Raw genomic sequence first — 22,689 nt, forward strand, 5'->3', positions numbered from 1 at the left:
GGGGGAGCACCGCCAGCGAAAAGCGGACGGCGCCGGCCTGGGAGGGCCTGAATGCTTACTTTTGGTAGTTGACTCTGACCAGCATGCGAATAAATTCACGCGCGATTTGACGATGATGTTCATCTAATCTTTGCAAATCGGCAATTAATTTCACATCGGCGGACTCAAAACGCGACAAAGCGCTGCCCGCTTCGCCATTCGGCGTGGCGCTTTCCGGGCCGCCAAACCGCAACCATTCCGCCGGAACGCCCAACCATTGGGCAATCATGCGCAATTTCTCTTGCGTAGGAATTGCTTCACCTACTAACCATTTCCTAGCTGCATGCACGGTAATCGGGCGTCCGTCGAAACGGATGTTGAATTCCCGGGCCAGTCTGGTCGGGCTGTCTGGAGAGTAATGGGCGTTTTTGAGAGCCAACTGAAGTCGTTGGCTGAAGCTTTCGCGTTCGTTAGAAGAATTCATAGGTGTACTATTTCATGTTGTAACATGAAAGTCAGTTTCTTGAATGACCATACAGATTGTTACATTTGAAAAGAGTGAAAATTAACAATTAACACTCCGGCCAGGCTTTTCAGGTGCAAAAGTGGCCCAAATTTTCTCTTGTGATTCTGTGTGGCTTCGGTTCAAATTCGCGGCTGGCCTTGATTTTCGCACTGCAGCACGATTCAAAGCCTCGGTTTGGCATTACAACGTACGGTATCGGATAATGCCTTCCTCTACGATACATGCAATGCCCATGTCATACAATTTCTTGTAGACAAAGTTTTCAGAAGGGCCATTTTGTTTTCAATATAGAAACGACAAATACAACGTACTCATAGCAAAACGTTGTTTTTTTGATCGTGCCTACTGGATACAGACTGCGTCCAAAAATTTTACTGCCATCGCAGCGAAAAGAATGTCGCCGTTATGCCAGGAAAGCTCTTTTTGGTGTCATCTTGGCCACCAACTCTCGATCTTAAGCGCGTTTGCGCAAGAAGAATCAATTTATTTTCAGTAATTGTTGTCTGATTCGCCAAACTCCCGCGTTCACGCCTTCTTTTTTCTTTGTTGCAGCACGGGCAGGGCACGCTACAATAGTATTGACGTTGACGTAAACGGCACTTTGCCACCATTGCCTCGCAGTACCCATCCAGCTACCGATCACCCATGCAACCGACACCGCCCGCAGCAATGACGACCTATACCATTACCGAACTGGCGCGGGAATTCGACATCACGGCACGCGCCATCCGTTTCTATGAAGACCAGGGCTTGCTCAGCCCGAAACGCGAAGGCGCCGGCGGGCGCAGCCGTGTCTACACGCCGCGCGACCGCACCCGCCTGAAGCTGACCCTGCGCGGCAAGCGCCTGGGCCTGGCCTTGTCGGAAATCAAGAGCCTGGTCGACATGTACGAGTCGCCGAAGGACACGCGCGCGCAGATGGACCGCTTCCTGGGCGTGCTGGCGCAGCACCGGCAAACGCTGGAGCAGCAGCGCATCGATATCGAAATGGCGCTGGCGGAAATCAGCGCGCATGAAGACGCATGCGCGCGCATGCTGGCGGACTTGAACCTTGATAAGGCGCAAACAAACTAAAGGCGCGAGCAGCAGACCGCTGCCGCGCATCGGTTGACGTTTACGTAAACGTCACAACTGAGTATCATAGCTTCACTGACCCGGCACCCATGACCGCTACACTCATACTTATAACGACGACGAGGACGACATGCTCCATCTCCCAGGCTTGACCTTTGACCACGGCGACGACATCGCCTCCTTGCGTGAAGCGATCCAACAATTCGCCGCCGCCGAAATCGCGCCGCGCGCGGCCGACATCGACCGCACGGACCAGTTCCCCATGGATCTGTGGCGCAAGATGGGCGACATGGGTTTGCTCGGCATCACCGTCAGCGAAGAGTACGGCGGCGCTGGCATGGGCTACCTGGCGCACATCATCGCCATGGAAGAGATCTCGCGCGCCTCGGCGTCCGTCGGCCTGTCCTACGGCGCCCACTCGAACCTGTGCGTGAACCAGATCAAGCGCAACGGCACGGCCGAGCAAAAAGCCAAATACCTGCCGAAACTGATCACGGGCGAGCACATCGGCGCGCTGGCCATGTCGGAGCCGAACGCGGGCTCGGACGTCGTCAGCATGAAGCTGCGCGCCGACTTCAAGGGCGACCGCTGGGTCTTGAACGGCACCAAGATGTGGATCACCAACGGCCCCGACGCGGACGTGCTGGTGGTGTACGCGAAAAACGACCTGGAAGCAGGTCCGCGCGGCATGACGGCCTTCCTGATCGAAAAGAATTTCAAGGGCTTTTCCATCGCGCAAAAACTCGACAAGCTGGGCATGCGCGGCTCGCACACGGGCGAACTGGTGTTCCAGGATTGCGAAGTGCCGGCCGAAAACGTGCTCGGTGGCCTGGGCAAGGGCGTCAATGTACTGATGTCGGGGCTCGACTTCGAGCGCACCGTGCTGTCCGGCGGCCCGCTGGGCATCATGCAGGCTTGCATGGACCTGGTCGTGCCCTACGTGCATGACCGCAAGCAATTCGGCCAGGCCATCGGCGAATTCCAGTTGATGCAAGGTAAGCTGGCCGATATGTATTCGACCATGATGGCGTGCAAGGCCTATGTCTACGCAGTGGGCCAGGCCTGCGACCGCGCCACCACGCCGGAAGCCGTGCGCCAGTTGCGCAAGGATGCGGCCGGCGCCATTCTGTATAGTGCAGAGAAAGCGACCTGGATGGCGGGCGAAGCGATCCAGGCCCTGGGCGGCAACGGCTACATCAACGAGTATCCGGCCGGCCGCCTGTGGCGCGATGCCAAGCTGTATGAAATCGGCGCCGGGACCAGCGAAATCCGCCGCATGCTGATAGGCCGCGAACTGTTTGCGGAAACCAAGTAAGCACGGGCGCGCGACGATCGACTGGGTGATGAGCCATTCATGCGAGCACAACTATGACGCACATTGCCTTCCCCAAATTGCTCTCTTCCCAGATTGCATTCGATATCGCGCGCACCATCCGCGACGGCTTCGACAAGCATTACCGTCTGTTCCGTGAAACGAGCCAGCACGCCAAGCGGTACTTCGAGCAAGGCGCCTGGAGCGCGGCGCAAACGGCAGCCCGCGAACGCATCGACTTTTATGACAAGCGCGTGCAGGAATGCGTGCAGATGCTCGAAGATGAGTACGAAGAGTCGGAGTTGAGCGACGAAGTGTGGCGCGAACTGAAGCTGCACTACATCGGCATGCTGACGGAACACAAGCAGCCGGAACTGGCGGAAACCTTCTTCAATTCCGTCTGCTGCAACATCCTGCACCGCACGTATTTCAATAACGACTATATTTTCGTGCGTCCCGTCGTTTCCACGGAATACATCGAGACGCAAGACCCCGTCCCCACCTACCGCGTGTATTACCCCGGCAAGGATGGCTTGCGCCATACTCTGCAAGGCATGGTGACGGGCTTCCAGCTCGACTGCGCCTTTGCCGACCTGGAGCGTGACGTGGCCCAGGTGGAAGCGCGTTTGCAGCAGCTGTTCGGCAGTGACCGGATCGAGCCGAACCACCAGCTCCAGGTCTTGACCAGCTTGTTTTACCGCAACAAGGGTGCCTACCTGGTCGGCAAGGGCATCAACGGCAACCGCGAATATCCGTTCGTCGTGCCGATCCTGCACAACCGCCACGGCAAGCTGGTACTCGACACGGTGCTGTTCGAGCAGCAGCAGATCGCCGTGCTGTTTTCGTTTACGCGCGCCTACTTCCTGGTGGATATGGAAGTGCCGTCGGCCTATGTGCAATTCCTGCGCAGCTTGCTGCCGCGCAAACCGCGCAGCGAAATCTATACGATCCTGGGCCTGCAGAAACAAGGCAAGACCTTGTTTTACCGCGACTACCTGCAGCATTTAAAACACTCATCGGACCACTTTGAAAGCGCGCCCGGCATCCGCGGCCTCGTGATGCTGGTGTTTGCCCTGCCCTCGTTTCCGTATGTCTTCAAGGTCATCAAGGATTTCTTTCCTCCCCCCAAGGAAACCACGCGCGCGCAAGTCCAGCAAAAGTATTTGCTGGTGAAACACCATGACCGCGTGGGCCGCATGGCCGACACGCTCGAGTATTCCAACGTGGCCTTTCCCCGCGCCCGTTTTGCCGAGGAATTGCTGGCCGAGCTGAAACAATTCGCCCCCTCGCTGATCGAAGAAGACGACGAGCAGATCATCATCCGCCACCTGTACATCGAGCGGCGCATGGTGCCGCTGAACATGTGGCTGAGCAATGCCGAAAAGGAAGGCCGCGCTGACCTGGTGGAACACGCCATCATCGAGTACGGCAACGCCATCAAGGAGTTGGTGGCGGCGAATATTTTCCCCGGCGACATGCTGTATAAAAACTTTGGCGTGACCCGTCATCAGCGTGTCGTTTTTTACGATTACGATGAAATCGAGTACATCACCGATTGCCAGTTCCGCATCATCCCGCAAGCCCGCACGGAGGAGGAAGAAATGTCGGCCGAACCGTGGTATCCCATCGGCAAGCACGATGTGTTTCCCGAACAATTCGGCACCTTCCTGCTGGGCAATCCCCGCATCCGCAAGTATTTCATGCAGCACCATGCCGACCTGCTGACGGCGCAATATTGGCAGGCGCGCAAGCAGCGCATCGAAGACGGCCATATCGAGGACGTCTTCCCGTATCCGCAGCACCTGCGTTTTTGTATGCAGTCACCCTCCCCACCCTTAACCGGAGATCCAACATGAATGATCCAGTCGTAATCGTCGGTGCCGCGCGCACCCCCATGGGCGCCTTCCAGGGCGACTTTGCCAACGTCACCGCCAGCGACCTGGGCGCCGTGGCCATCCGCGCCGCCGTGGAACGCTCCGGCGTGGCGCCGGATGCCGTTGAGCACGTGTTTTTCGGCAATTGCCTGATGGCCGGCCAGGGCCAGGCACCTGCCCGTCAAGCCTTGCGCAAGGCCGGCTTGCCCGATTCCACGGGTGCCGTGACCCTGTCGAAAATGTGCGGCTCGGCCATGCAGACGACCATGTTCGCGCATGACACCTTGCTCGCCGGCAGCGCCGACGTGGTGGTGGCGGGCGGCATGGAATCGATGACCAACGCCCCCTACCTGGTGCCGAAGGCGCGCGGCGGCTACCGCATCGGCCACGGCATGATCTATGACCACATGATGATGGATGGCCTGGAAGACGCCTACAGCCGCGATGAAAAGGGCAACGCCCGCTCGATGGGCACGTTTGCCGAAGAATGCGCCAGCCAGTACCAGTTCACGCGCGAAGCGCAGGATGCGTTTGCCATCGAATCGGTGAAACGCGCGCAAGCGGCCACCAAGGATGGCAGTTTTGCATGGGAAATCGCGCCAGTCACCGTTTCCGGCCGCGGCGGCGACACCATCGTCAGTATCGATGAAGGCCCACAAAAAGCCCGCCTGGAAAAAATCCCGACCTTGAAGGCCGCGTTCAAGAAGGATGGCACCATCACAGCCGCCTCGTCCTCGTCGATCAACGATGGCGCGGCAGCCCTGGTGCTGATGCGCGAATCGACGGCGAAAAAGCTCGGCTGCACCGTCATCGCCAAGATCCACGGCCACGCCACGCATGCGCAGGCGCCGAACGAGTTCACCACGGCCCCCATCGGGGCGGTGAAAAAGCTGTACGCCAAGACGGGCTGGAGCAGCAGCAACGTCGACTTGTTCGAGATCAATGAAGCGTTCGCGGCCGTGCCGATGGCCGCCATGCACGACCTCGACATTCCGCACAGCAAGATCAACATCCACGGCGGCGCGTGCGCGCTGGGCCACCCGATCGGCGCCTCGGGCGCGCGCATCATCGTCACCCTGCTGGGTGCCTTGAAAAAAACCGGCGGCAAGCGCGGCGTGGCAGCCCTGTGCATCGGCGGCGGCGAAGCGACGGCGATGGCAATCGAACTGGTATAAGCTCTTCCTGAGCAAGGGCGCGCACCGCGGTTCACGGTGTGCGCTTTCATTTTATTTTCAGGGAGAATAAATATGCCTACCGCATTGATCATCGGCGCCTCGCGCGGCATCGGCCACGCAATCGTCCGTCAATACCGCCACGACGGCTGGCGGGTGATTGCCACGGCGCGCACGCAAGACGCTTGCGACGCCCTCGCGCAACTGGGCGCCGAAGCGCACCGGCTCGACGTGACGGATGTGGAAGGCTGTGCCGGCCTGGGCTGGAAGCTCGACGATGAAAAGCTCGACGTGGCCATCCTCAACGCGGGCGTGTATGGCCCCCGTCACGACGGTACGCCCACGCAAGAAGATTTCGATGCCGTCATGCACACGAACGTGCTGGCGGCCATGCGGCTGCTGCCGATCCTGGCGCCGCTGGTCGGCAATGCCAAAGGCAAGCTGGCTGTGCTGTCCTCGCACATGGGTTCCCTGAGCGAGCGGGGCAACCCCAGCGGTTCGCTGTACCGCGCCAGCAAGGCGGCCTTGAATTCCGTGCTGATCGACACGTCCCTCGTGCATGGCCCGCAAGGCGTCAGCTGCATCGCCTTCCACCCGGGCTGGGTACGCACGGACATGGGCGGCGCCGGCGCCGATATTTCGCCCGAGCAAAGCGCTGCCGGCATCCGCACCACCTTGGCCAGCCTGCCGGCCACGGACAAGGCCGTGTTCCGCAACTACGATGGCAAGCCCATCGCCTGGTAATTCCCGCATCCACTATAAAAATATACGAGACGACGTCCCATGATACTCAATGAAGAACAAACGATGATCCAGGAAGCGCTGCGCAGTTTTTCGCGCGAGCGCCTGGCGCCCAATGCGGCCCGCTGGGACAAGGAACATCATTTCCCGAAAGAAGAATTGCAGGAACTGGCCGCGCTGGGCGCCTTTGGCGTGGCCGTGCCGGAAGCGCTCGGTGGCGCCGGCCTCGATTACGTGTCGCTGGCCCTGGTGCTGGAAGAAATCGCCGCCGGTGATGGCGGCACCTCGACCATCATTTCCGTGAATAATTGCCCCGTGTGCAGCATCGCCATGATGTACGCCAACGACGCGCAAAAGGAACAATGGCTGCGTCCGCTGGCGCAAGGCGCCATGCTCGGTGCGTTTTGCCTGACGGAACCGCATACGGGCAGCGACGCCTCGGCCCTGCGCACGACGGCCACGCGCGATGGCAATGCATACGTCATCAACGGCACGAAACAATTCATTACCAGCGGCAAGTATGCGGACGTGGCCATCGTCATGGCCGTCACCGACAAGGCAGCCGGCAAGCGCGGCATCAGTGCCTTCTGGGTGCCGACGAACACGCCAGGCTACATTGTGGCGGGACTGGAACAGAAGATGGGCCAGCATTCGTCGGACACGGCGCAAATCCTGTTCGACAATTGCCGCATCCCGGCCGAAAATTTAATCGGTGAAGAAGGACAAGGCTACAAGATCGCCCTGTCCGGCCTGGAAGGCGGACGCATCGGCATCGCCTCGCAAGCCGTGGGCATGGCGCGCGCCGCATATGAGGCAGCCCTGCAGTACGCACGCGAGCGCGAAAGTTTCGGCAAGCCCATCTATGAACACCAGGCCGTGCAATTCCGCCTGGCCGACATGGCCACGCAGATCGAAGCGGCGCGCCAGCTGATACGCCACGCGGCGGCCATGAAGGATGCGGGCTTGCCCTGCCTGAAGGAAGCGGCCATGGCCAAGCTGTTTGCGTCGGAAATGGCGGAAAAAGTGTGCTCGGACGCCATCCAGGTGCATGGCGGCTACGGCTATGTGTCCGACTTCCCCGTCGAGCGCATCTACCGCGACGTGCGCGTGTGCCAGATTTATGAGGGAACCAGCGATATTCAGAAGATTTTGATTGCGCGGGCTTTGTAAACCCCACGGCAAAGACCGGGGTCGTACCCTGCAGGGTACGACCCCAGCTTCTGCCTTTGGGTTTCTCCTGCCAACAATAGACGAAAAAAAAGCCCGCTAGCGCGGGCTTCGTTCCAATGTATTACCAATGCTTTAATCGTGTCATGGACGCCAGTGCTATCTGCAAAGTGCCTCCTGATTTTCGGACTCCCATGCTATCTGCAAGGTGACTCCAAGTGTAAAATCGACCATCGTATCCGGAATTACAAAATCCATTTCTTCGCACTGTCACGCCATCGACATTACACCTGTCGGTCGCCGCGCTGAAACTGGATGGTGAGATGATTTGCTGCCAAATCTCAATCACTGAACGGAGTATAGCACAGCATTTTGTGCGGTGCAATAAATATTTAAAATCAAGTCCTTAGCGCCAGCGGCTTGTCCTCTTCGCCGCCACGCGCCACTCTTTCGTATTCGGAAATTACTTGCGCGCCCAGCAGCAGCAGGGTGGCGCCGATTTCCAGGCTGAACATGACGACGATGGCCGTCGTCATCGAGCCATACACGACGTTGACCTGCGACAAGGTGGAGAAATACCAGACCAGCACATGGCGCGCGATTTCCCACAGCAGGGCCGCCGTCACGCCGCCGATCAGCGCATGCGTAATCGATAATCTTCCCACCGGCATGACCAGGTAGATCGAGCTGAGCACGAGGATTTCACCCGCCAGCCCCAGCAGATACAGCAGCACGCCGGACACGCCTTCCAGGCCCCAGTCGTGGCGCAAGAAGCGCACGCTTTCCTCGCCCATCACCTGCAAGCCGCCCGCCACCAGGGTGATCAGCAGGATACCCACGCCCAGGCACAGGATGTAGCAATACGGCAGCACGGCGGAAATGAGGAAATGGCGGCGGCGGATGGCCACGCGGTGAATAAAGATCACGCTCATGGCGTTTTCAAGCACGGTAAACGCCAGGGAGCTGAAGAACAGCATGGTGAGCAGCAGCAGCCAGCCGATCACGCCCCGGTTGTCGAGAAAATGCGCGATCTCGCCCACGATGGCTTTCGATTGTCCCGGTACCAGCCACTCCAGGTAATGGCCGATTGTTTGCAGCAATTCGTCCTGCGCGATCACGTGCGACAAGGCCACCACCACCAGCATCAGCAGGGGCACGATGGACAGCAGCGAGTAATACGCGACGGCGCCCGCCAGCAGCAAGCCCTGGTTGGCGCGAAAGCCCTTCAGCACCTGCAGCACGAAGGCCAGCGGATGGCTGAGGATGTAGGTACTGGCGTGGCGGTTGATCATATCGGGTGCGGTGAAAAGGCGACGCGGCCTCGTGCCACGCCTGCAATCACACTAGCATACGGACAAGCGCCCCGCTGCACCGTACGCTAGCAGACGCCTGGCTCCAATAAAGTCAAGGTTTGCCGGTCCGCATCGAGAGTGGCCAATATACCCATCGGTAGCGTGAACTGGTGGCGGATGTGGCCAAACGAGTAGCCGCTGACGGCCGGCACGCGCAAAGGCTGCAAATGCTGGTCCAGGGTGTCGTTCAGGGTCAGCGACGTATCGCCGTCGGCCGCCTCGCAATGCTCGAAGATGCCCAGCATCAATGCCGCCGCCTTGTTGAACCCCACGGACAGGTCGAGCTGGCACAACATCCTGTCGATGCGGTACGGCACTTCGTTGATTTCTTCGAGGAAAAGAATATGCTCGCGGAAATCGGCCGCATACGGCGTGCCGGCCAGCGCGCTGACCAGGCACAGGTTGCCGCCCGTCAAGCGTCCCGTCGCCTGGCCGCCGTGCACGGTGCGGATGGCGAAGTTCGGCTGCGTCTGCGCGCGGCGGTGATTCTCCAGCGCCATCGGGATCGTGTACTGCTCTTGCGGCATCATCAGCACGTTTTGCAGCTGCGTCACCGTGTACTCGGAAAACGTCGATGAAGCCACGGGACCGTGAAACGTCACCAGGCCCGTCTGGCTGGCGATGGCCAGGTGCAAGGCCGTGATGTCGGAATAGCCGATCAGCACTTTCGGGTTGGCGCGTATCAAGGCATAGTCGAGCAGCGCCAGCAGTGAAATGCAGCCGGAGCCGCCGCGTATCGCCCACACGGCCTTGACGTCCGGGTCGCGGAAAGCGGCGTGCAAGTCGTCGAGGCGTTGCTGCACCGTGCCCGCATAATTGCCGTGCACGGCGCGAATATTCGCGCCCAGACTGGCGCGCAATCCCAGCGCTTCGATATTGCGCTGGGCCTTGGCGATGGCGTCTTCATCCGTAAAGCCGCCCGGTGCGATGATGGCGACCAGGTCACCCGGCTGCAGGCGCGCCGGCTTGATCAATGCGTGTGGCTGTTGCATGCGTTTGCCCTTCCCTTGCGCGGCCGCCGCCCAGGCCGGTGTGCCTGCCGCCCCCAAGGTAGCGGCCAGCAAGCCGCCGAAGCGGCGCCGGCTGAGATTGGTCTGACTGGACATGCGGCCCTTTCCTGAAACAAAAAACGGCGACGTCAGGCGCCGCCGCACGAGAGTAGCATGCCGGCAATCTTGCCGCCGGCAGCGCTGCCTTACATGAACTTGTACTTCAGCTGGAAGGTGAAGGCGCGGCCACGCGGGTCGGCCACGCGCGGATCCCAGCCGGCGCCCACCACTTCATCCACGTTGTGCGCGGTGAACGGCGGATCGCGGTCGAACAGGTTCTGGATGCCCAGGGTCAAGGTGGTATTCTTGAAGCCCGTGTACGTGCCCGACAAGTTATACGTGGTGTAGCTGGACACATCGGCCTTGAAGCCCGGCGGCGGCGTGCCCTTGCCGTCATTCGGTACCTGGTCCTTGTAGCCGGAAGCAAAACTCTGGACCAGCAAGCCGCTCCAGTCGCCGCGCGAGACACCGAGGCTGGCATTGTGTTTCCAGCGCAGGTACAAATCACGCGTGTAGAAATTGCCGACCAGCTCCTTGTATTCTTGCCCCTTGTATTCGGCAAATTTAAAACTGTCCATGTACGTGCCGTCCAGGGTAGCCGTCCATTTCACTTCCTGGACCTTGCCTTCGCCGCGCAAGCTGACGTCCAGGCCGCGCACGCGGCTGCCGCCCGCATTGAACCAGCCCGCCTGTACATAATCGATGGTGCCATCGGATTTGCGGAAAATGTACTGGTTCAGCGCCTGGTAATTGGCCAGCACGACTTGCGGCGTGCGTTTCAGGAGCTGGTCCTGGGTATTGATGGCCCAGTAATCGAACGAGGCGGAATACCCCTTCACCGGTTCGATGACGATGCCGACGCTGCCCTGCTTCGACGTTTCCGGCTTCAGGTTCAGATTGCCACCCGTCGTGTAGCTGAGACGATCGATGCTGCAATATTCCTTCACGCCAGGATTTTTGGCGCAGCCTTCCTGATCTTTCACACCATTCGGCAATTCCTGCGTCAATACACCTGAATAGAGCTGGTCGAAACTCGGAGCCAGGAAGCCCTTGCTGGCCGAGGCGCGGAACAGCACGAAGTCGGCCGGCTGATAACGCAAGGCAATCTTCGGATTCGTCGTGGCGCCCACCTGGCTGTAATCGTCACGACGCACGGCCAGCTGCATTTCCAGGTCTTTCATGACGGGCACCAGCAACTCGGCATACACGGCCTTGACGTTGCGGCTGACATCCTTCAATGCGGCATTTCCTGGCGCCAACAGAATCAGGTTGGCATCGACATCCTGTCCGAAACTGTAGCCCTCGCGGCGCAAATCAAAACCGGCCGCCATCGCCACGGCGCCAGCCGGCAGCTGGAACAGCTCGCCCGAGACGGCGCCATCGATCTGGGTCAGGGTCGTCTTGCCATGCTGGAAGGCGCCACGGAACTTGGTCGACTCGATCAATTGCCTGGCCGCTTCCGTCTGGCTCTGGCCCGCGCCCACCCACGGATTGATGATGCCTGTCCCCAGGGCCGCGTACAGCTTGTCCGTGTAGGAATAGCCATCCGTCAGCTTGGTCTTGGTGGTGCTTTGCGCGTAGGAAACGCCGGTCTTGTAATCCCACTTGCCGAAGTTGCCTTCAAAACCCAGCAGTACGCGGGCGTTATCGGTGGTATTTTCCTGCGTGCGGTTGCCAACGTCATTGGCGCGCCATTTGTAGGCAATCGGCTTGGTCTTGTCGAAAGACGGGATGTAGGCCGACAAATCCTGGTAATACGCGCCGCCCACGGGGTAGACGGCCTTGTTGGCAATGCTGGTCTGCACCTGCATCGGCGTCAAAATCGCCGTAGCCTTGGTGCGCGAACCGAGCGCTTCGACAAACATGCGGTGGTCGGGTGCCAGCTTGAACGTGCCGCGTGACAGGAAATTGGCCCGCTCAACAGGGAATTGCAGCACATAGTCGGCGCCATAGTCGTAGGCGCAGGAATACTTGGTGCGCAACGGCGACGTCACGTCTTTCCACAGTGCCGTCTGGTATTGCGACATACCCGGTACCGTGTCGCACTTGCCCTGGAAGCTCAGGGGATTGGCTTGCAGGTATTGATTCGCATCGCCAGGCAGCTGGAAGGCGGTGCCCAATGCCGTGCCGGCCCCCGCCATCTGGTTGGCAAACGGCGTGCCCGTGGTATCGGGCGACAGGCCGCGGCCCGGCTGGTAGCCATTGACGAAGGAGCGGTCGCTGCCGTTCAGGCGCTGCGCCTTGTCGACGGTCAGGCTGCCCATGAGGTTGTAGCCGTCCTCTTCCAGCGAACCCGTGCCGGCCAGGATGGAAGCGCGGCGCGTGGCGCCGCCACCCGCTTGCGTGTCGTTGGTGGAAACGGAGGCTTCCACGCCGCTGTAATTGGTTTTCAGAATGAAATTGATCACGCCGCCGATGGCATCCGTGCCGTAGATGGCCGAGGCGCCATCCTTGAGGATTTCCACGCGAGAAATTGCACCGAGCGGAATGGAATTCAAGTCGACGGCGCGGCCACTGGCGCCATGCGTGGCCACGCGGCGGCCATTCAGCAGCACCAAGGTCGCGCCCGGTCCCAAGCCGCGCAGCGAGGCGAACGAGGCGCCGCCGGCCAGACGGTCCGCGTCGGCGCCAAAGACGTTATTGCCCGAAGTCATGTTCTCGGCACCCGTGCCGTTTGCCGACAGGGTACGCACCAGTTGCTCGGCCGTCGTGATGCCCTGCTTTTCCATCTGCTCAAAACTGATGACTTGCACCGGCAGCGCGCCTTCCTTGGCCACACGTTTGATGCTGCTGCCCGTGACTTCGACCCGTTGCATCGCTGGCGCCGCTTCCTGTGCCATCACCGGCCCCACCACCCCCATCAATGCCACCAACTGCGCTAGCTTCTTCAACTTCACGGGTCTCTCCTTTATTTGGGCAATCGAAACTTGAGTTATCAAGTCAGGCTGTTAGATATGTCGCAACGTCTGTCCCGCAGTACATTTTTTATGACATTTGCGCATGACTTTATTTGTTTTCATTTTCAGAGTAGCGCGATGCATCCGGGCCCAGCCAATGAAAAATGCTTTCCTAACCATAACTTTTTGGAATGAATGCCCTTTTCAGCGACGTGGTCACCTGCCTGCGGGGCGGCCCTTGGCGGGATCGACGTCCAGATAGCGCCAGGACGTGAATTCCACGGGGTGGCGCCTGTAGTTTTTTAGCCACGGTTGCTGCAGATCGGCAGAGATGGGATGCGTCAGCAATACCCACGGCGTGTAAGCGTGGATCAGCTGAAACAGGTCGAAGTACAGACTGCGTCGGCGCGGCGTATCGGATAGCAGGCGCGCCTCCTCATAGCGTTTATTGTAATCGGGCAAGTTGAAGCGGGCATAGTTGGCGCGGCCAACGTTGCCGCCATACAACAATTGCATAAAGTTATCACCATCGGGGAAGTCGGCGATCCAGTTGGTCTCGAACATTTGCACCTTGCCCAGGCGCGAGGCCTTGATGATTTCCGTCTTCTTGTCGCTTTTGAACTCCACGCGCAGGCCGATGGCGTTCAGGTTGCGGCGCCACAATTCGTCGCGCAAGCGCCCCACCGTGCTCGGTTCCGTATGCATGGTGAGCAGCAAGGGTGTGCCGTCCGGCTGCGTGCGGAAACCATCGACGCCCACCTTGTAGCCGAAGCGCTCCAGCAAGGCGCGCGCCAGCACGGGATCGTAGCCGACGGGACTGCGGTAGCTCTTGTCGTAACCGAGCACATTGGGCGGCAGCGGCGATTGCGCCGGCAAGGCCAGCCCCTTTTTTAATAACGCGATGTCTTCGCGGCTGTTGTAGCTGAGGGCAATGGCGCGCCGCAGGGCCAGCTTGTCCTTGCTCGTACCACCCAGCACGGGATCGTCCATGTTCATCCACATGTAATACGTCTGCAGCACGGGAAAGCGCGTCAGCTGCAAGCCCTTGGCGGCCAACGCCGGTTTCAGGGCGCCGTTTTCCAGCACCATGTCCGTCATCGATTCCGGTACTTGCTCCAGGTAATCGAATTCACCTTTCAAAAAACCCAGCATGCGCGATTGATATTCCTCGACGATGCGCACTTCGATGCGCTCGACCAGCGGCAGACGCTGGCCTTCCAGCGCCATGGCGATGGCGCGCGCGTCGACCGGCAAGGCGGCCAGCGCCTTGGCCTCGGTATGAAACACGGTGGCACGGAAAGTCGGGTTGGCTTGCAGCACGATCTTGTCGCTGCGTTTCCACTCCTTCACCAGAAACGGCCCCGTGCCCACGGGGTGATTACCGATCTGCCCTGCCGCCGGGTACGCTTCGGCCACTTCGCGCGCCACCACGGCGGTCGCCGGCATGGCCAGGTAAAACAGGAAGTTCGGGTCGACGCCATTGAGGCGGATGCGCAGGGTGTATTTGTCCAGCGCCTGCAAGCCGGCGATCGGCGTGTCGTAGCTAAACTTGCTTTTCAAGGCCGCATCGCCCACCAGCTTGTCTTCCAGCAAGAACAGCCACGGCGACTTCAGGCTGGGGTCATACAGCCGCGTCAGGCTGTAGACATAATCCTGCGCCGTCACTTCGCGCGGCTGTCCCTTGAAAGCGGGATCGGGCGTGAAGAAAATACCTGGCTGCAAGTGAAAGGTATACGTGCGCCCGCCATCTTCCACGGCGGGCAAGCCGCGCGCAGTATTGCCCTGCAGCTGCACCGGACGCGCCAGGTAGTCATAGCGCAAGAGCGGATCAAAAATGTTTTCCATCAAGTTCAGGCTGGCCAGGTCCGACGCCACGGCCGGGTCCAGGCCCGTCTCGCTGGTGCTCAAAAACAAGTGCAAGGTCTTGTTCGCGCGGGCATCGGCGGCGGCGTGGGCCGCTACAGTGAACAGCGTCAACAGGGCCAGGCCGGCGGCGCAGGCGGTTTTGCGTAAAAACATCATCAGTGATCCAGTGCAGACAAGGGTAAGGAACAGCGGTAAGCGACAGGCATCCCCCACACTACGCGGGCAAGCGACGGGGCGCCAATGAAAACAGGCTGCCAGCTTATAACTTTTTGGCATGCGATTGCTGCATTCTTTCATCAACTCGTATCGGGCTGCCCCTATACTTTGTTTGCAGACATTTTTCACTCCCGACACACAGAACTGATCGCATATGGCACTTAATTACATCTGGTCCGGCTTTTTCCTCGTTGGCTTCCTGGCCGCAGTGCTGCAGTGGCTGTTTCTCGGCGATACCGATATCTTCAAGCGCATCATCGACGGCACCTTCGAAACGGCGCGCATGGGCGTGATGGATATCGCCCTGCCGCTGGCGGGCGTGATGACCTTGTGGCTGGGCATCATGAACATCGGTGAAAAGGCGGGCATCGTCGGCTGGCTGGCCAAAGTCATCGCACCCTTCTTTTCGCGCATCTTCCCGGAAATTCCGAAAGACCATCCGGCCACGGGCCACATGGTGATGAATTTCTCGGCCAACCTGCTGGGCCTGGACAATGCGGCCACGCCGTTCGGTCTCAAAGCCATGGAAAGCCTGCAAACCCTGAATCCGAACAAGGAAGAGGCGACAAATGCGCAAATCATGTTTCTGGTGCTGCACACCTCGGGCCTGACCCTGATTCCGCTGGCCATCATGGCGCAGCGCTCCATCCTCGGCGCGGCCGATCCATCCGACATCTTTATCCCCTGCATGATCGCCACCTATGTAGCCACCATGGTCGGCATCATCACGGTATCCATCAAGCAACGCATCAACTTGCTCAACCGGGTCGTGCTGGGCTGGATGGGCGGCATGACGAGCGCCATCGTCGCCATGATCTGGTACTTCACGCAATACCTGACGAAACAGGAAATCGAGCTGGTCTCGAAGGTGGTCAGCAACCTGGTGCTCATCAGCGTCATCGCCATTTTCATCATCGGCGCGCTGCGCAAGAAAGTGAACGTGTATGACGCCTTCATCGAGGGGGCGAAAGGCGGCATCCAGACCTCGATTACCGTGATTCCCTACCTGGTCGGCATGCTGGTGGCCATCAGCGTGATCCGCAATGCGGGCGTGTTCAATTTCCTGATGAGCGGCATGAACTGGTTCTTTGCCAACCTGGGCATCAATACGGATTTCGTGCCCGCCCTGCCGACGGCCATGATGAAGCCGCTCAGCGGTTCCGGCTCGAAAGCCATGATGATCGACGCCATGAACACCTACGGCGTCGACTCCTTCGTCGGCCGCCTGGCCTGCGTCTTCCAGGGCTCGGCCGACACCACCTTCTATATCGTGGCCCTGTACTTCGGTTCCGTCGGCATCCGCAAGACGCGCTATGCGATCACGGCCGGCCTCATCGCCGATTTCGCTGGCGTGGTCACGGCCGTCTTCGTCGCCTACGTCTTTTTCCACTAAGGAGCACCATGTTACGTCCTGTTCTGATGGCTGCGCTGTTGGCGGGTCTTGGCCTGTCGACGGCCCACGCGCAATTGCCCGAGTCCGTCAGCCTGCTGCTGCGCAGCGCGAATATCCCCGAAGACGCCATGGGCGCCATCGTCTTGCGTGGCAACACCACCGTGCTGTCGCATGGGGCCGAACGCAGCATGCAGCCCGCTTCCACCATGAAGCTGGTGACGACGGCGGTGGGCCTGGAGCAATTGGGCCCCATCTTTCGCGGCCGTACGGAGTTGCGCACCAGTGCCGACGTCATCAATGGTGTGCTGAAGGGCGACTTGATCCTGCGCGGCGGCGCCGACACGGATTTCAATGCGGACGTGCTGGCACACATGCTGCAAACTCTGCGCAACCAGGGCATCGTCAAAATCAAGGGCGATTTGATCCTCGACCGCCAACTGTTCCAGCCGGCCCGGCCCGATATCGGCGCAGCGCCATTCGATGAATCGGCCGAATTCCGCTACAACGTCATCCCCGATGCTTTATTGCTGAACACCAACCTGCTCGATATCAATATGACTTCGACGGACCGGCAATTGAGCATCCTGATGCAGCCGCCGCTGGAGAACGTCAGCATCACGAGCGACATGAAGCTCATCAAGGGCAGTTGTGCAAGATGGGAAGACGGCTGGCGCCCACCCGAATACCGGCGCGATGCGAGCGGCAAGCTGCAAGTAATACTGCATGGCACCTTCCCGCAAAACTGCAACAAGGCCACCAGCATCAATGTGCTGGACCGCACTGATTATGCGGACCGCTTGTTCCGTGCCACCTGGAAACGCCTGGGCGGCACGCTCACGGGCACGGTGCGCGAAGCACCGTTGACGGGCTTGCCGCCGACGGCCGAACCGGTCGGCACGCGCATGCTGGCCGATCATGTGGCGCGCGCCTTGCCGGAAATCTTGCGCGATATCAACAAGACGTCTGACAACACCTTGGCCCGCACCCTGTTCCTGAGCCTGGGCAGCTTGCAAAGCGATGGCTGGCTGGGCAGCCGCCCCGTTGCCATGGCAGCGCCGGAAGATACGGCCACGCGGGCGCGGCTAGTGATCCAGGAATGGTTCCAGCGGCACCATATCGACACTCAGGGCATGCTGATCGACAACGGTTCCGGCTTGTCGCGCACGGGGCGCATTGCGCCTGCGCAAATGGCCGGCGTCTTGCAGGCGATGCAGCAAAGTCCGTGGGCGCCCGAGTTCCAGTCCAGCCTGCCCATCGTGGCACTGGACGGCACCATGCGCAAGCGCCTGCTGAACACTCCGGCCGCCGCGCGCGCCCGCATCAAGACGGGAACATTAAAGAATGTGGTGGCCATCGCCGGCTATGTGCCCGACGCCAACAACCAGCTATGCGTGGTGGTCGCCATGATCAATAGCGACCTGGTGGGCAATGGCAATGGCCGCGCCGCCGTCGATGCGCTGATCGAGTGGGTGGCCAGGAGCGGCGCCACGCCGGTGGTGGCTGGCCAATAAGGCCGGTGAGCGGCCTAGCGTGGTGCGCTGGCGAAGGCCAGGCGCAGCACGTAGGCGGCGACGGCGCTGATCAGCAAGACCGTCACCAGCGACGCTTCCACACCGAAGGCGCCGCCCGTCAGCATGGCATTGCCCAGCAGTTCGCCACGCAGCAGACCATCCGTGGCCGCATGGCCCGATACAGTCGAGGAGAACACTTGGCTCACACAATAATTCCAGCCGACATGCGTGCCGATGCACACCCACAGGCGGCGGGTCTGCATGTACAGGGCGGCCTGCAGCACGCCATACGAGGTAATCGCAAGGATTGCCAGCAGCGAAAAGCCGGCATTGGGCAAATGGGCGAGGGCGAACACCAGCGATGAAATCACGATGGCGGCCTTGCTGCCCAGCGCACGTGCCGTCACGCCGAACAGGATGCCGCGAAACATCATCTCCTCGGCCATGCCGACCAGCACCAGTTCGGCCAGCGGCAGCAACAGCACGGCATGCACGGCATTGACACCGCTAAACTGATACACGCCCAGCACTGCCAGCACGATAAAGGTGAGGCAGACCAGTCCGGCGCCGAGCAGCAGTCCCCGTCCCAGTTCTCGCGCCATGCCCGGCATCGCCAATTCGGTCGGCTGGCGCTTTTCGATGTGGCGCACATAAAAACGGTAGCCGCACCACACCAGCAGCGCCGCCAGCAATTGCGGCCACAGGATGCGGTAAGGCTTTTCCACCAGCTGGGAGGCGGTGCCCATCACCAACGGTACCGCGGCAAACGTCAGGACCATGCCCAGCACAATCTGCACCAGGGGATAGGCCATCAGGCGCGCCAGGGGGGATTTTTTGCTTGCCATACTCAGGGTGTTGTCCATCATCGCTTTCCTCGTGGGTTGTCAGGGAGTGGCTGTTACTTTCTAGCTTGCATCGCGGATGCGCTCGCCGAATGAACGCTGTTCCAGCATCGTGATGGCTTGCGCCAGGCATGTGGATAAAGGAAATGCCAGTTCCGCGTCCAGGCTGTCTTCATCGATAGTACAGCATTTATATAAGCGCTTATATAAATAGTGAAAGCTGTTGCATTTTATGCACAATGCATCTGCTGGGTGCCTGAAAATGGGAGGAGAGTGGCAAGGAATCGCCAGACGAAAAAAAACCCGACCATTTCTGATCGGGTTTTTCTCTACTGCGTATAACAAGCCTGACGATAACCTACTTTCACACTGGTTGCAGCACTATCATCGGCGCAAAGTTGTTTCACGGTCCTGTTCGGGATGGGAAGGGGTGGGACCAACTTGCTATGGTCATCAGGCATAACTTGCACTGGCATTTGTCTCCACTTGGACGACAAAGCCTGAATCTGGAAGAAGCAAAGATTGGGGTAATGACTGGTAGTATCAACAAACACGCAACGTTGTACCGTCTTATCCTCTGTACCTGCTAAGGTTATAGGGACAAGCCGTACGGGCAATTAGTACTGGTTAGCTTAATGCATTACTGCACTTCCACACCCAGCCTATCAACGTCCTGGTCTCGAACGACCCTTCAAAGAGCTCAAGGCTCTGGGAAATCTCATCTCAAGGCAAGTTTCCCGCTTAGATGCTTTCAGCGGTTATCTCTTCCGTATTTAGCTACCCGGCAATGCCACTGGCGTGACAACCGGTACACCAGAGATACGTCCACTCCGGTCCTCTCGTACTAGGAGCAGCCCCCTTCAAATTTCCAACGCCCACGGCAGATAGGGACCAAACTGTCTCACGACGTTTTAAACCCAGCTCACGTACCACTTTAAATGGCGAACAGCCATACCCTTGGGACCGGCTACAGCCCCAGGATGTGATGAGCCGACATCGAGGTGCCAAACTCCCCCGTCGATATGAACTCTTGGGAGGAATCAGCCTGTTATCCCCAGAGTACCTTTTATCCGTTGAGCGATGGCCCTTCCATACAGAACCACCGGATCACTATGTCCTACTTTCGTACCTGCTCGACTTGTCAGTCTCGCAGTTAAGCACGCTTATGCCATTGCACTATCAACACGATGTCCGACCGTATCTAGCGTACCTTCGAACTCCTCCGTTACACTTTAGGAGGAGACCGCCCCAGTCAAACTGCCTACCATGCACTGTCCCCGATCCGGATAACGGACCAAGGTTAGAACCTCAAACAAACCAGGGTGGTATTTCAAGGTTGGCTCCACGAGAACTAGCGTCCCCGCTTCAAAGCCTCCCACCTATCCTACACAGATTGGTTCAAAGTCCAATGCAAAGCTACAGTAAAGGTTCATGGGGTCTTTCCGTCTAGCCGCGGGTAGATTGCATCATCACAAACATTTCAACTTCGCTGAGTCTCGGGAGGAGACAGTGTGGCCATCGTTACGCCATTCGTGCAGGTCGGAACTTACCCGACAAGGAATTTCGCTACCTTAGGACCGTTATAGTTACGGCCGCCGTTTACTGGGACTTCAATCAAGAGCTTGCACCCCATCATTTAATCTTCCAGCACCGGGCAGGCGTCACACCCTATACGTCCACTTTCGTGTTTGCAGAGTGCTGTGTTTTTATTAAACAGTCGCAGCCACCAGTTTATTGCAACCCTTTCACCCTCATGGAGTAAACCAATCAAGCTACCGGGGCGTACCTTTTCCCGAAGTTACGGTACCAATTTGCCGAGTTCCTTCTCCCGAGTTCTCTCAAGCGCCTTAGAATACTCATCTCGCCCACCTGTGTCGGTTTGCGGTACGGTCTCGTATGACTGAAGCTTAGAGGCTTTTCTTGGAACCACTTCCGATTGCTTCGTGAATAAATTCACTCGTCTCAACCCCTTGAATTCCGCACCCGGATTTGCCTAAGTGCCTTCTATGAGCCAAAAACCAACTATTCCAACAGTTGGACAACCTTCCGCGATCCGTCCCCCCATCGCATCATACGACGGTGCAGGAATATTAACCTGCTTCCCATCAGCTACGCATCTCTGCCTCGCCTTAGGGGCCGACTCACCCTGCTCCGATGAACGTTGAACAGGAAACCTTGGGCTTACGGCGTGGAGGCTTTTCACCCCCATTATCGCTACTCATGTCAGCATTCGCACTTCTGATACCTCCAGCATCCTTTACAAGACACCTTCGCAGGCTTACAGAACGCTCTCCTACCATATATATCTGTGATAAATCACAGAACAATATCCGCAGCTTCGGTGACTGGCTTAGCCCCGTTACATCTTCCGCGCAGGACGACTCGATCAGTGAGCTATTACGCTTTCTTTAAATGATGGCTGCTTCTAAGCCAACATCCTGACTGTTTTAGCCTTCCCACTTCGTTTTCCACTTAGCCAATCTTTGGGACCTTAGCTGGCGGTCTGGGTTGTTTCCCTCTTGACGCCGGACGTTAGCACCCGACGTCTGTCTCCCAAGCTCGCACTCATCGGTATTCGGAGTTTGCAATGGTTTGGTAAGTCGCAATGACCCCCTAGCCATAACAGTGCTCTACCCCCGATGGTGATACTTGAGGCACTACCTAAATAGTTTTCGGAGAGAACCAGCTATTTCCAAGTTTGTTTAGCCTTTCACCCCTACCCACAGCTCATCCCCTAATTTTTCAACATTAGTGGGTTCGGACCTCCAGGGCGTGTTACCGCACCTTCATCCTGGCCATGAGTAGATCACTTGGTTTCGGGTCTACACCCAGCGACTGATCGCCCTATTCGGACTCGATTTCTCTACGGCTTCCCTATGCGGTTAACCTTGCCACTGAATGTAAGTCGCTGACCCATTATACAAAAGGTACGCAGTCACGGAACAAGTCCGCTCCTACTGTTTGTATGCACACGGTTTCAGGATCTATTTCACTCCCCTTCCGGGGTTCTTTTCGCCTTTCCCTCACGGTACTGGTTCACTATCGGTCGATTACGAGTATTTAGCCTTGGAGGATGGTCCCCCCATATTCAGACAGGATGTCACGTGTCCCGCCCTACTTGTCGTACGCTTAGTACCACCGGTCCGATTTCACATACGGGGCTATCACCCACTATGGCTCCTATTTCCAGAGGATTCTGTTATCGGTCCGACTATCACGTACAGGCTCTTCCCATTTCGCTCGCCGCTACTTTGGGAATCTCGGTTGATTTCTTTTCCTGCAGCTACTTAGATGTTTCAGTTCGCCGCGTTCGCCTTGCATACCTATGTATTCAGTATGCAATACCCTAAAAGGGTGGGTTGCCCCATTCGGAAATCTGCGGATCAAAGTGTGTTTGCTCACTCCCCGCAGCTTATCGCAAGCTACTACGTCCTTCATCGCCTGTAATCGCCAAGGCATCCACCATGTGCACTTATTCGCTTGTCCCTATAACGTTAGCCTCTCATCATTTGCATGAGGAAAGAGCGCTACAGGGATAAGAAAGTACAACGTTGTTGCTTGTTTGTTGATACATACAATCATTACCCATCGATTTACCTTTTACGGCAAACCGATCAATAAATAATCTTTACTTCTTCCAGATTGTTAAAGAACATACAGCACTTGGTCTCGAAAAGACCAAACCTAAATCCCGGCGCACTATCTGCACTGATTTACG

At 58.5% G+C, this 22,689-nt stretch carries 14 protein-coding genes and 2 rRNA genes; 8 read left to right on the plus strand and 8 right to left on the minus strand.

From position 1 onward, the window contains the following. Positions 1–55 precede the first annotated feature (55 nt). Complete coding sequence (locus CLU91_RS15910) at positions 56–463, minus strand: hypothetical protein (RefSeq protein ID WP_034753756.1); 408 nt, start codon at positions 461–463, stop codon at positions 56–58. 711 nt (positions 464–1,174) lie between these two features. Here CLU91_RS15910 and CLU91_RS15915 point away from each other — a divergent pair. The 6 genes from CLU91_RS15915 (at position 1,175) to CLU91_RS15940 (ending at position 7,848) form a co-directional block, all read left to right on the plus strand. Continuing rightward, a complete protein-coding gene (locus CLU91_RS15915) occupies positions 1,175–1,579 on the plus strand; it encodes a MerR family transcriptional regulator (protein WP_034753754.1) in 405 nt (134 codons plus the stop codon). A 130-nt stretch (positions 1,580–1,709) separates the two neighbouring features. Next, on the plus strand, positions 1,710–2,894 hold the full coding sequence (locus CLU91_RS15920) for an isovaleryl-CoA dehydrogenase (RefSeq protein ID WP_035823159.1): 1,185 nt from the start codon (positions 1,710–1,712) through the stop codon (positions 2,892–2,894). A gap of 53 nt (positions 2,895–2,947) precedes the next feature. Next, complete coding sequence (aceK, locus tag CLU91_RS15925; RefSeq protein ID WP_100874936.1) at positions 2,948–4,747, plus strand: bifunctional isocitrate dehydrogenase kinase/phosphatase; 1,800 nt, start codon at positions 2,948–2,950, stop codon at positions 4,745–4,747. Next, positions 4,744–5,940: an acetyl-CoA C-acyltransferase gene (locus tag CLU91_RS15930; RefSeq protein WP_100874937.1), complete on the plus strand. Its 1,197-nt coding sequence runs from the start codon at positions 4,744–4,746 to the stop codon at positions 5,938–5,940. Before aceK ends, CLU91_RS15930 begins: the two co-directional genes overlap by 4 nt. 72 nt (positions 5,941–6,012) lie before the next feature. Beyond that, positions 6,013–6,681: an SDR family oxidoreductase gene (locus CLU91_RS15935; RefSeq protein ID WP_100874938.1), complete on the plus strand. Its 669-nt coding sequence runs from the start codon at positions 6,013–6,015 to the stop codon at positions 6,679–6,681. Between the two features lie 39 nt (positions 6,682–6,720). Then, positions 6,721–7,848: an acyl-CoA dehydrogenase family protein gene (locus CLU91_RS15940; protein ID WP_100874939.1), complete on the plus strand. Its 1,128-nt coding sequence runs from the start codon at positions 6,721–6,723 to the stop codon at positions 7,846–7,848. A gap of 395 nt (positions 7,849–8,243) precedes the next feature. Here CLU91_RS15940 and CLU91_RS15945 read toward each other — a convergent pair whose 3' ends face one another. From CLU91_RS15945 to CLU91_RS15960, 4 genes are all read right to left on the minus strand, one after another. Beyond that, positions 8,244–9,137 carry a YihY/virulence factor BrkB family protein gene (locus CLU91_RS15945; RefSeq protein ID WP_100874940.1) on the minus strand — a complete coding sequence of 298 codons (894 nt, stop codon included), beginning with the start codon at positions 9,135–9,137 and terminating at the stop codon, positions 8,244–8,246. A gap of 86 nt (positions 9,138–9,223) precedes the next feature. Further along, on the minus strand, positions 9,224–10,303 hold the full coding sequence (locus CLU91_RS15950) for a S66 peptidase family protein (protein WP_100874941.1): 1,080 nt from the start codon (positions 10,301–10,303) through the stop codon (positions 9,224–9,226). A gap of 89 nt (positions 10,304–10,392) precedes the next feature. Then, positions 10,393–13,143 carry a TonB-dependent receptor gene (locus CLU91_RS15955; RefSeq protein WP_232730773.1) on the minus strand — a complete coding sequence of 917 codons (2,751 nt, stop codon included), beginning with the start codon at positions 13,141–13,143 and terminating at the stop codon, positions 10,393–10,395. 216 nt (positions 13,144–13,359) lie between these two features. Continuing rightward, a complete protein-coding gene (locus CLU91_RS15960; protein WP_198521344.1) occupies positions 13,360–15,165 on the minus strand; it encodes an ABC transporter substrate-binding protein in 1,806 nt (601 codons plus the stop codon). A gap of 214 nt (positions 15,166–15,379) precedes the next feature. On the opposite strand from CLU91_RS15960, the gene CLU91_RS15965 reads away from it, so the two are divergent. Together CLU91_RS15965 and dacB are read left to right on the plus strand one after the other, a co-directional pair. Continuing rightward, a complete protein-coding gene (locus tag CLU91_RS15965; protein ID WP_100874942.1) occupies positions 15,380–16,618 on the plus strand; it encodes a nucleoside recognition domain-containing protein in 1,239 nt (412 codons plus the stop codon). Between the two features lie 8 nt (positions 16,619–16,626). Next, positions 16,627–18,129 carry a D-alanyl-D-alanine carboxypeptidase/D-alanyl-D-alanine endopeptidase gene (gene dacB / locus CLU91_RS15970; protein WP_100874943.1) on the plus strand — a complete coding sequence of 501 codons (1,503 nt, stop codon included), beginning with the start codon at positions 16,627–16,629 and terminating at the stop codon, positions 18,127–18,129. 14 nt (positions 18,130–18,143) lie between these two features. On the opposite strand, the gene CLU91_RS15975 is transcribed toward dacB, so the two are convergent. The 3 genes from CLU91_RS15975 to CLU91_RS15990 form a co-directional block, all read right to left on the minus strand. Next, positions 18,144–18,995, minus strand: coding sequence for a CPBP family intramembrane glutamic endopeptidase (locus tag CLU91_RS15975; protein WP_232730774.1), 852 nt, complete (start codon positions 18,993–18,995; stop codon positions 18,144–18,146). Between the two features lie 321 nt (positions 18,996–19,316). Continuing rightward, positions 19,317–19,429 (minus strand): 5S ribosomal RNA (rrf, locus tag CLU91_RS15985). A gap of 138 nt (positions 19,430–19,567) precedes the next feature. Continuing rightward, positions 19,568–22,457 (minus strand): 23S ribosomal RNA (locus tag CLU91_RS15990). Between the last annotated feature and the right edge of the window lie 232 nt (positions 22,458–22,689).

It is taken from the genome of Janthinobacterium sp. 64 (assembly GCF_002813325.1).
Taxonomy (GTDB): Bacteria; Pseudomonadota; Gammaproteobacteria; order Burkholderiales; family Burkholderiaceae_D; genus Janthinobacterium.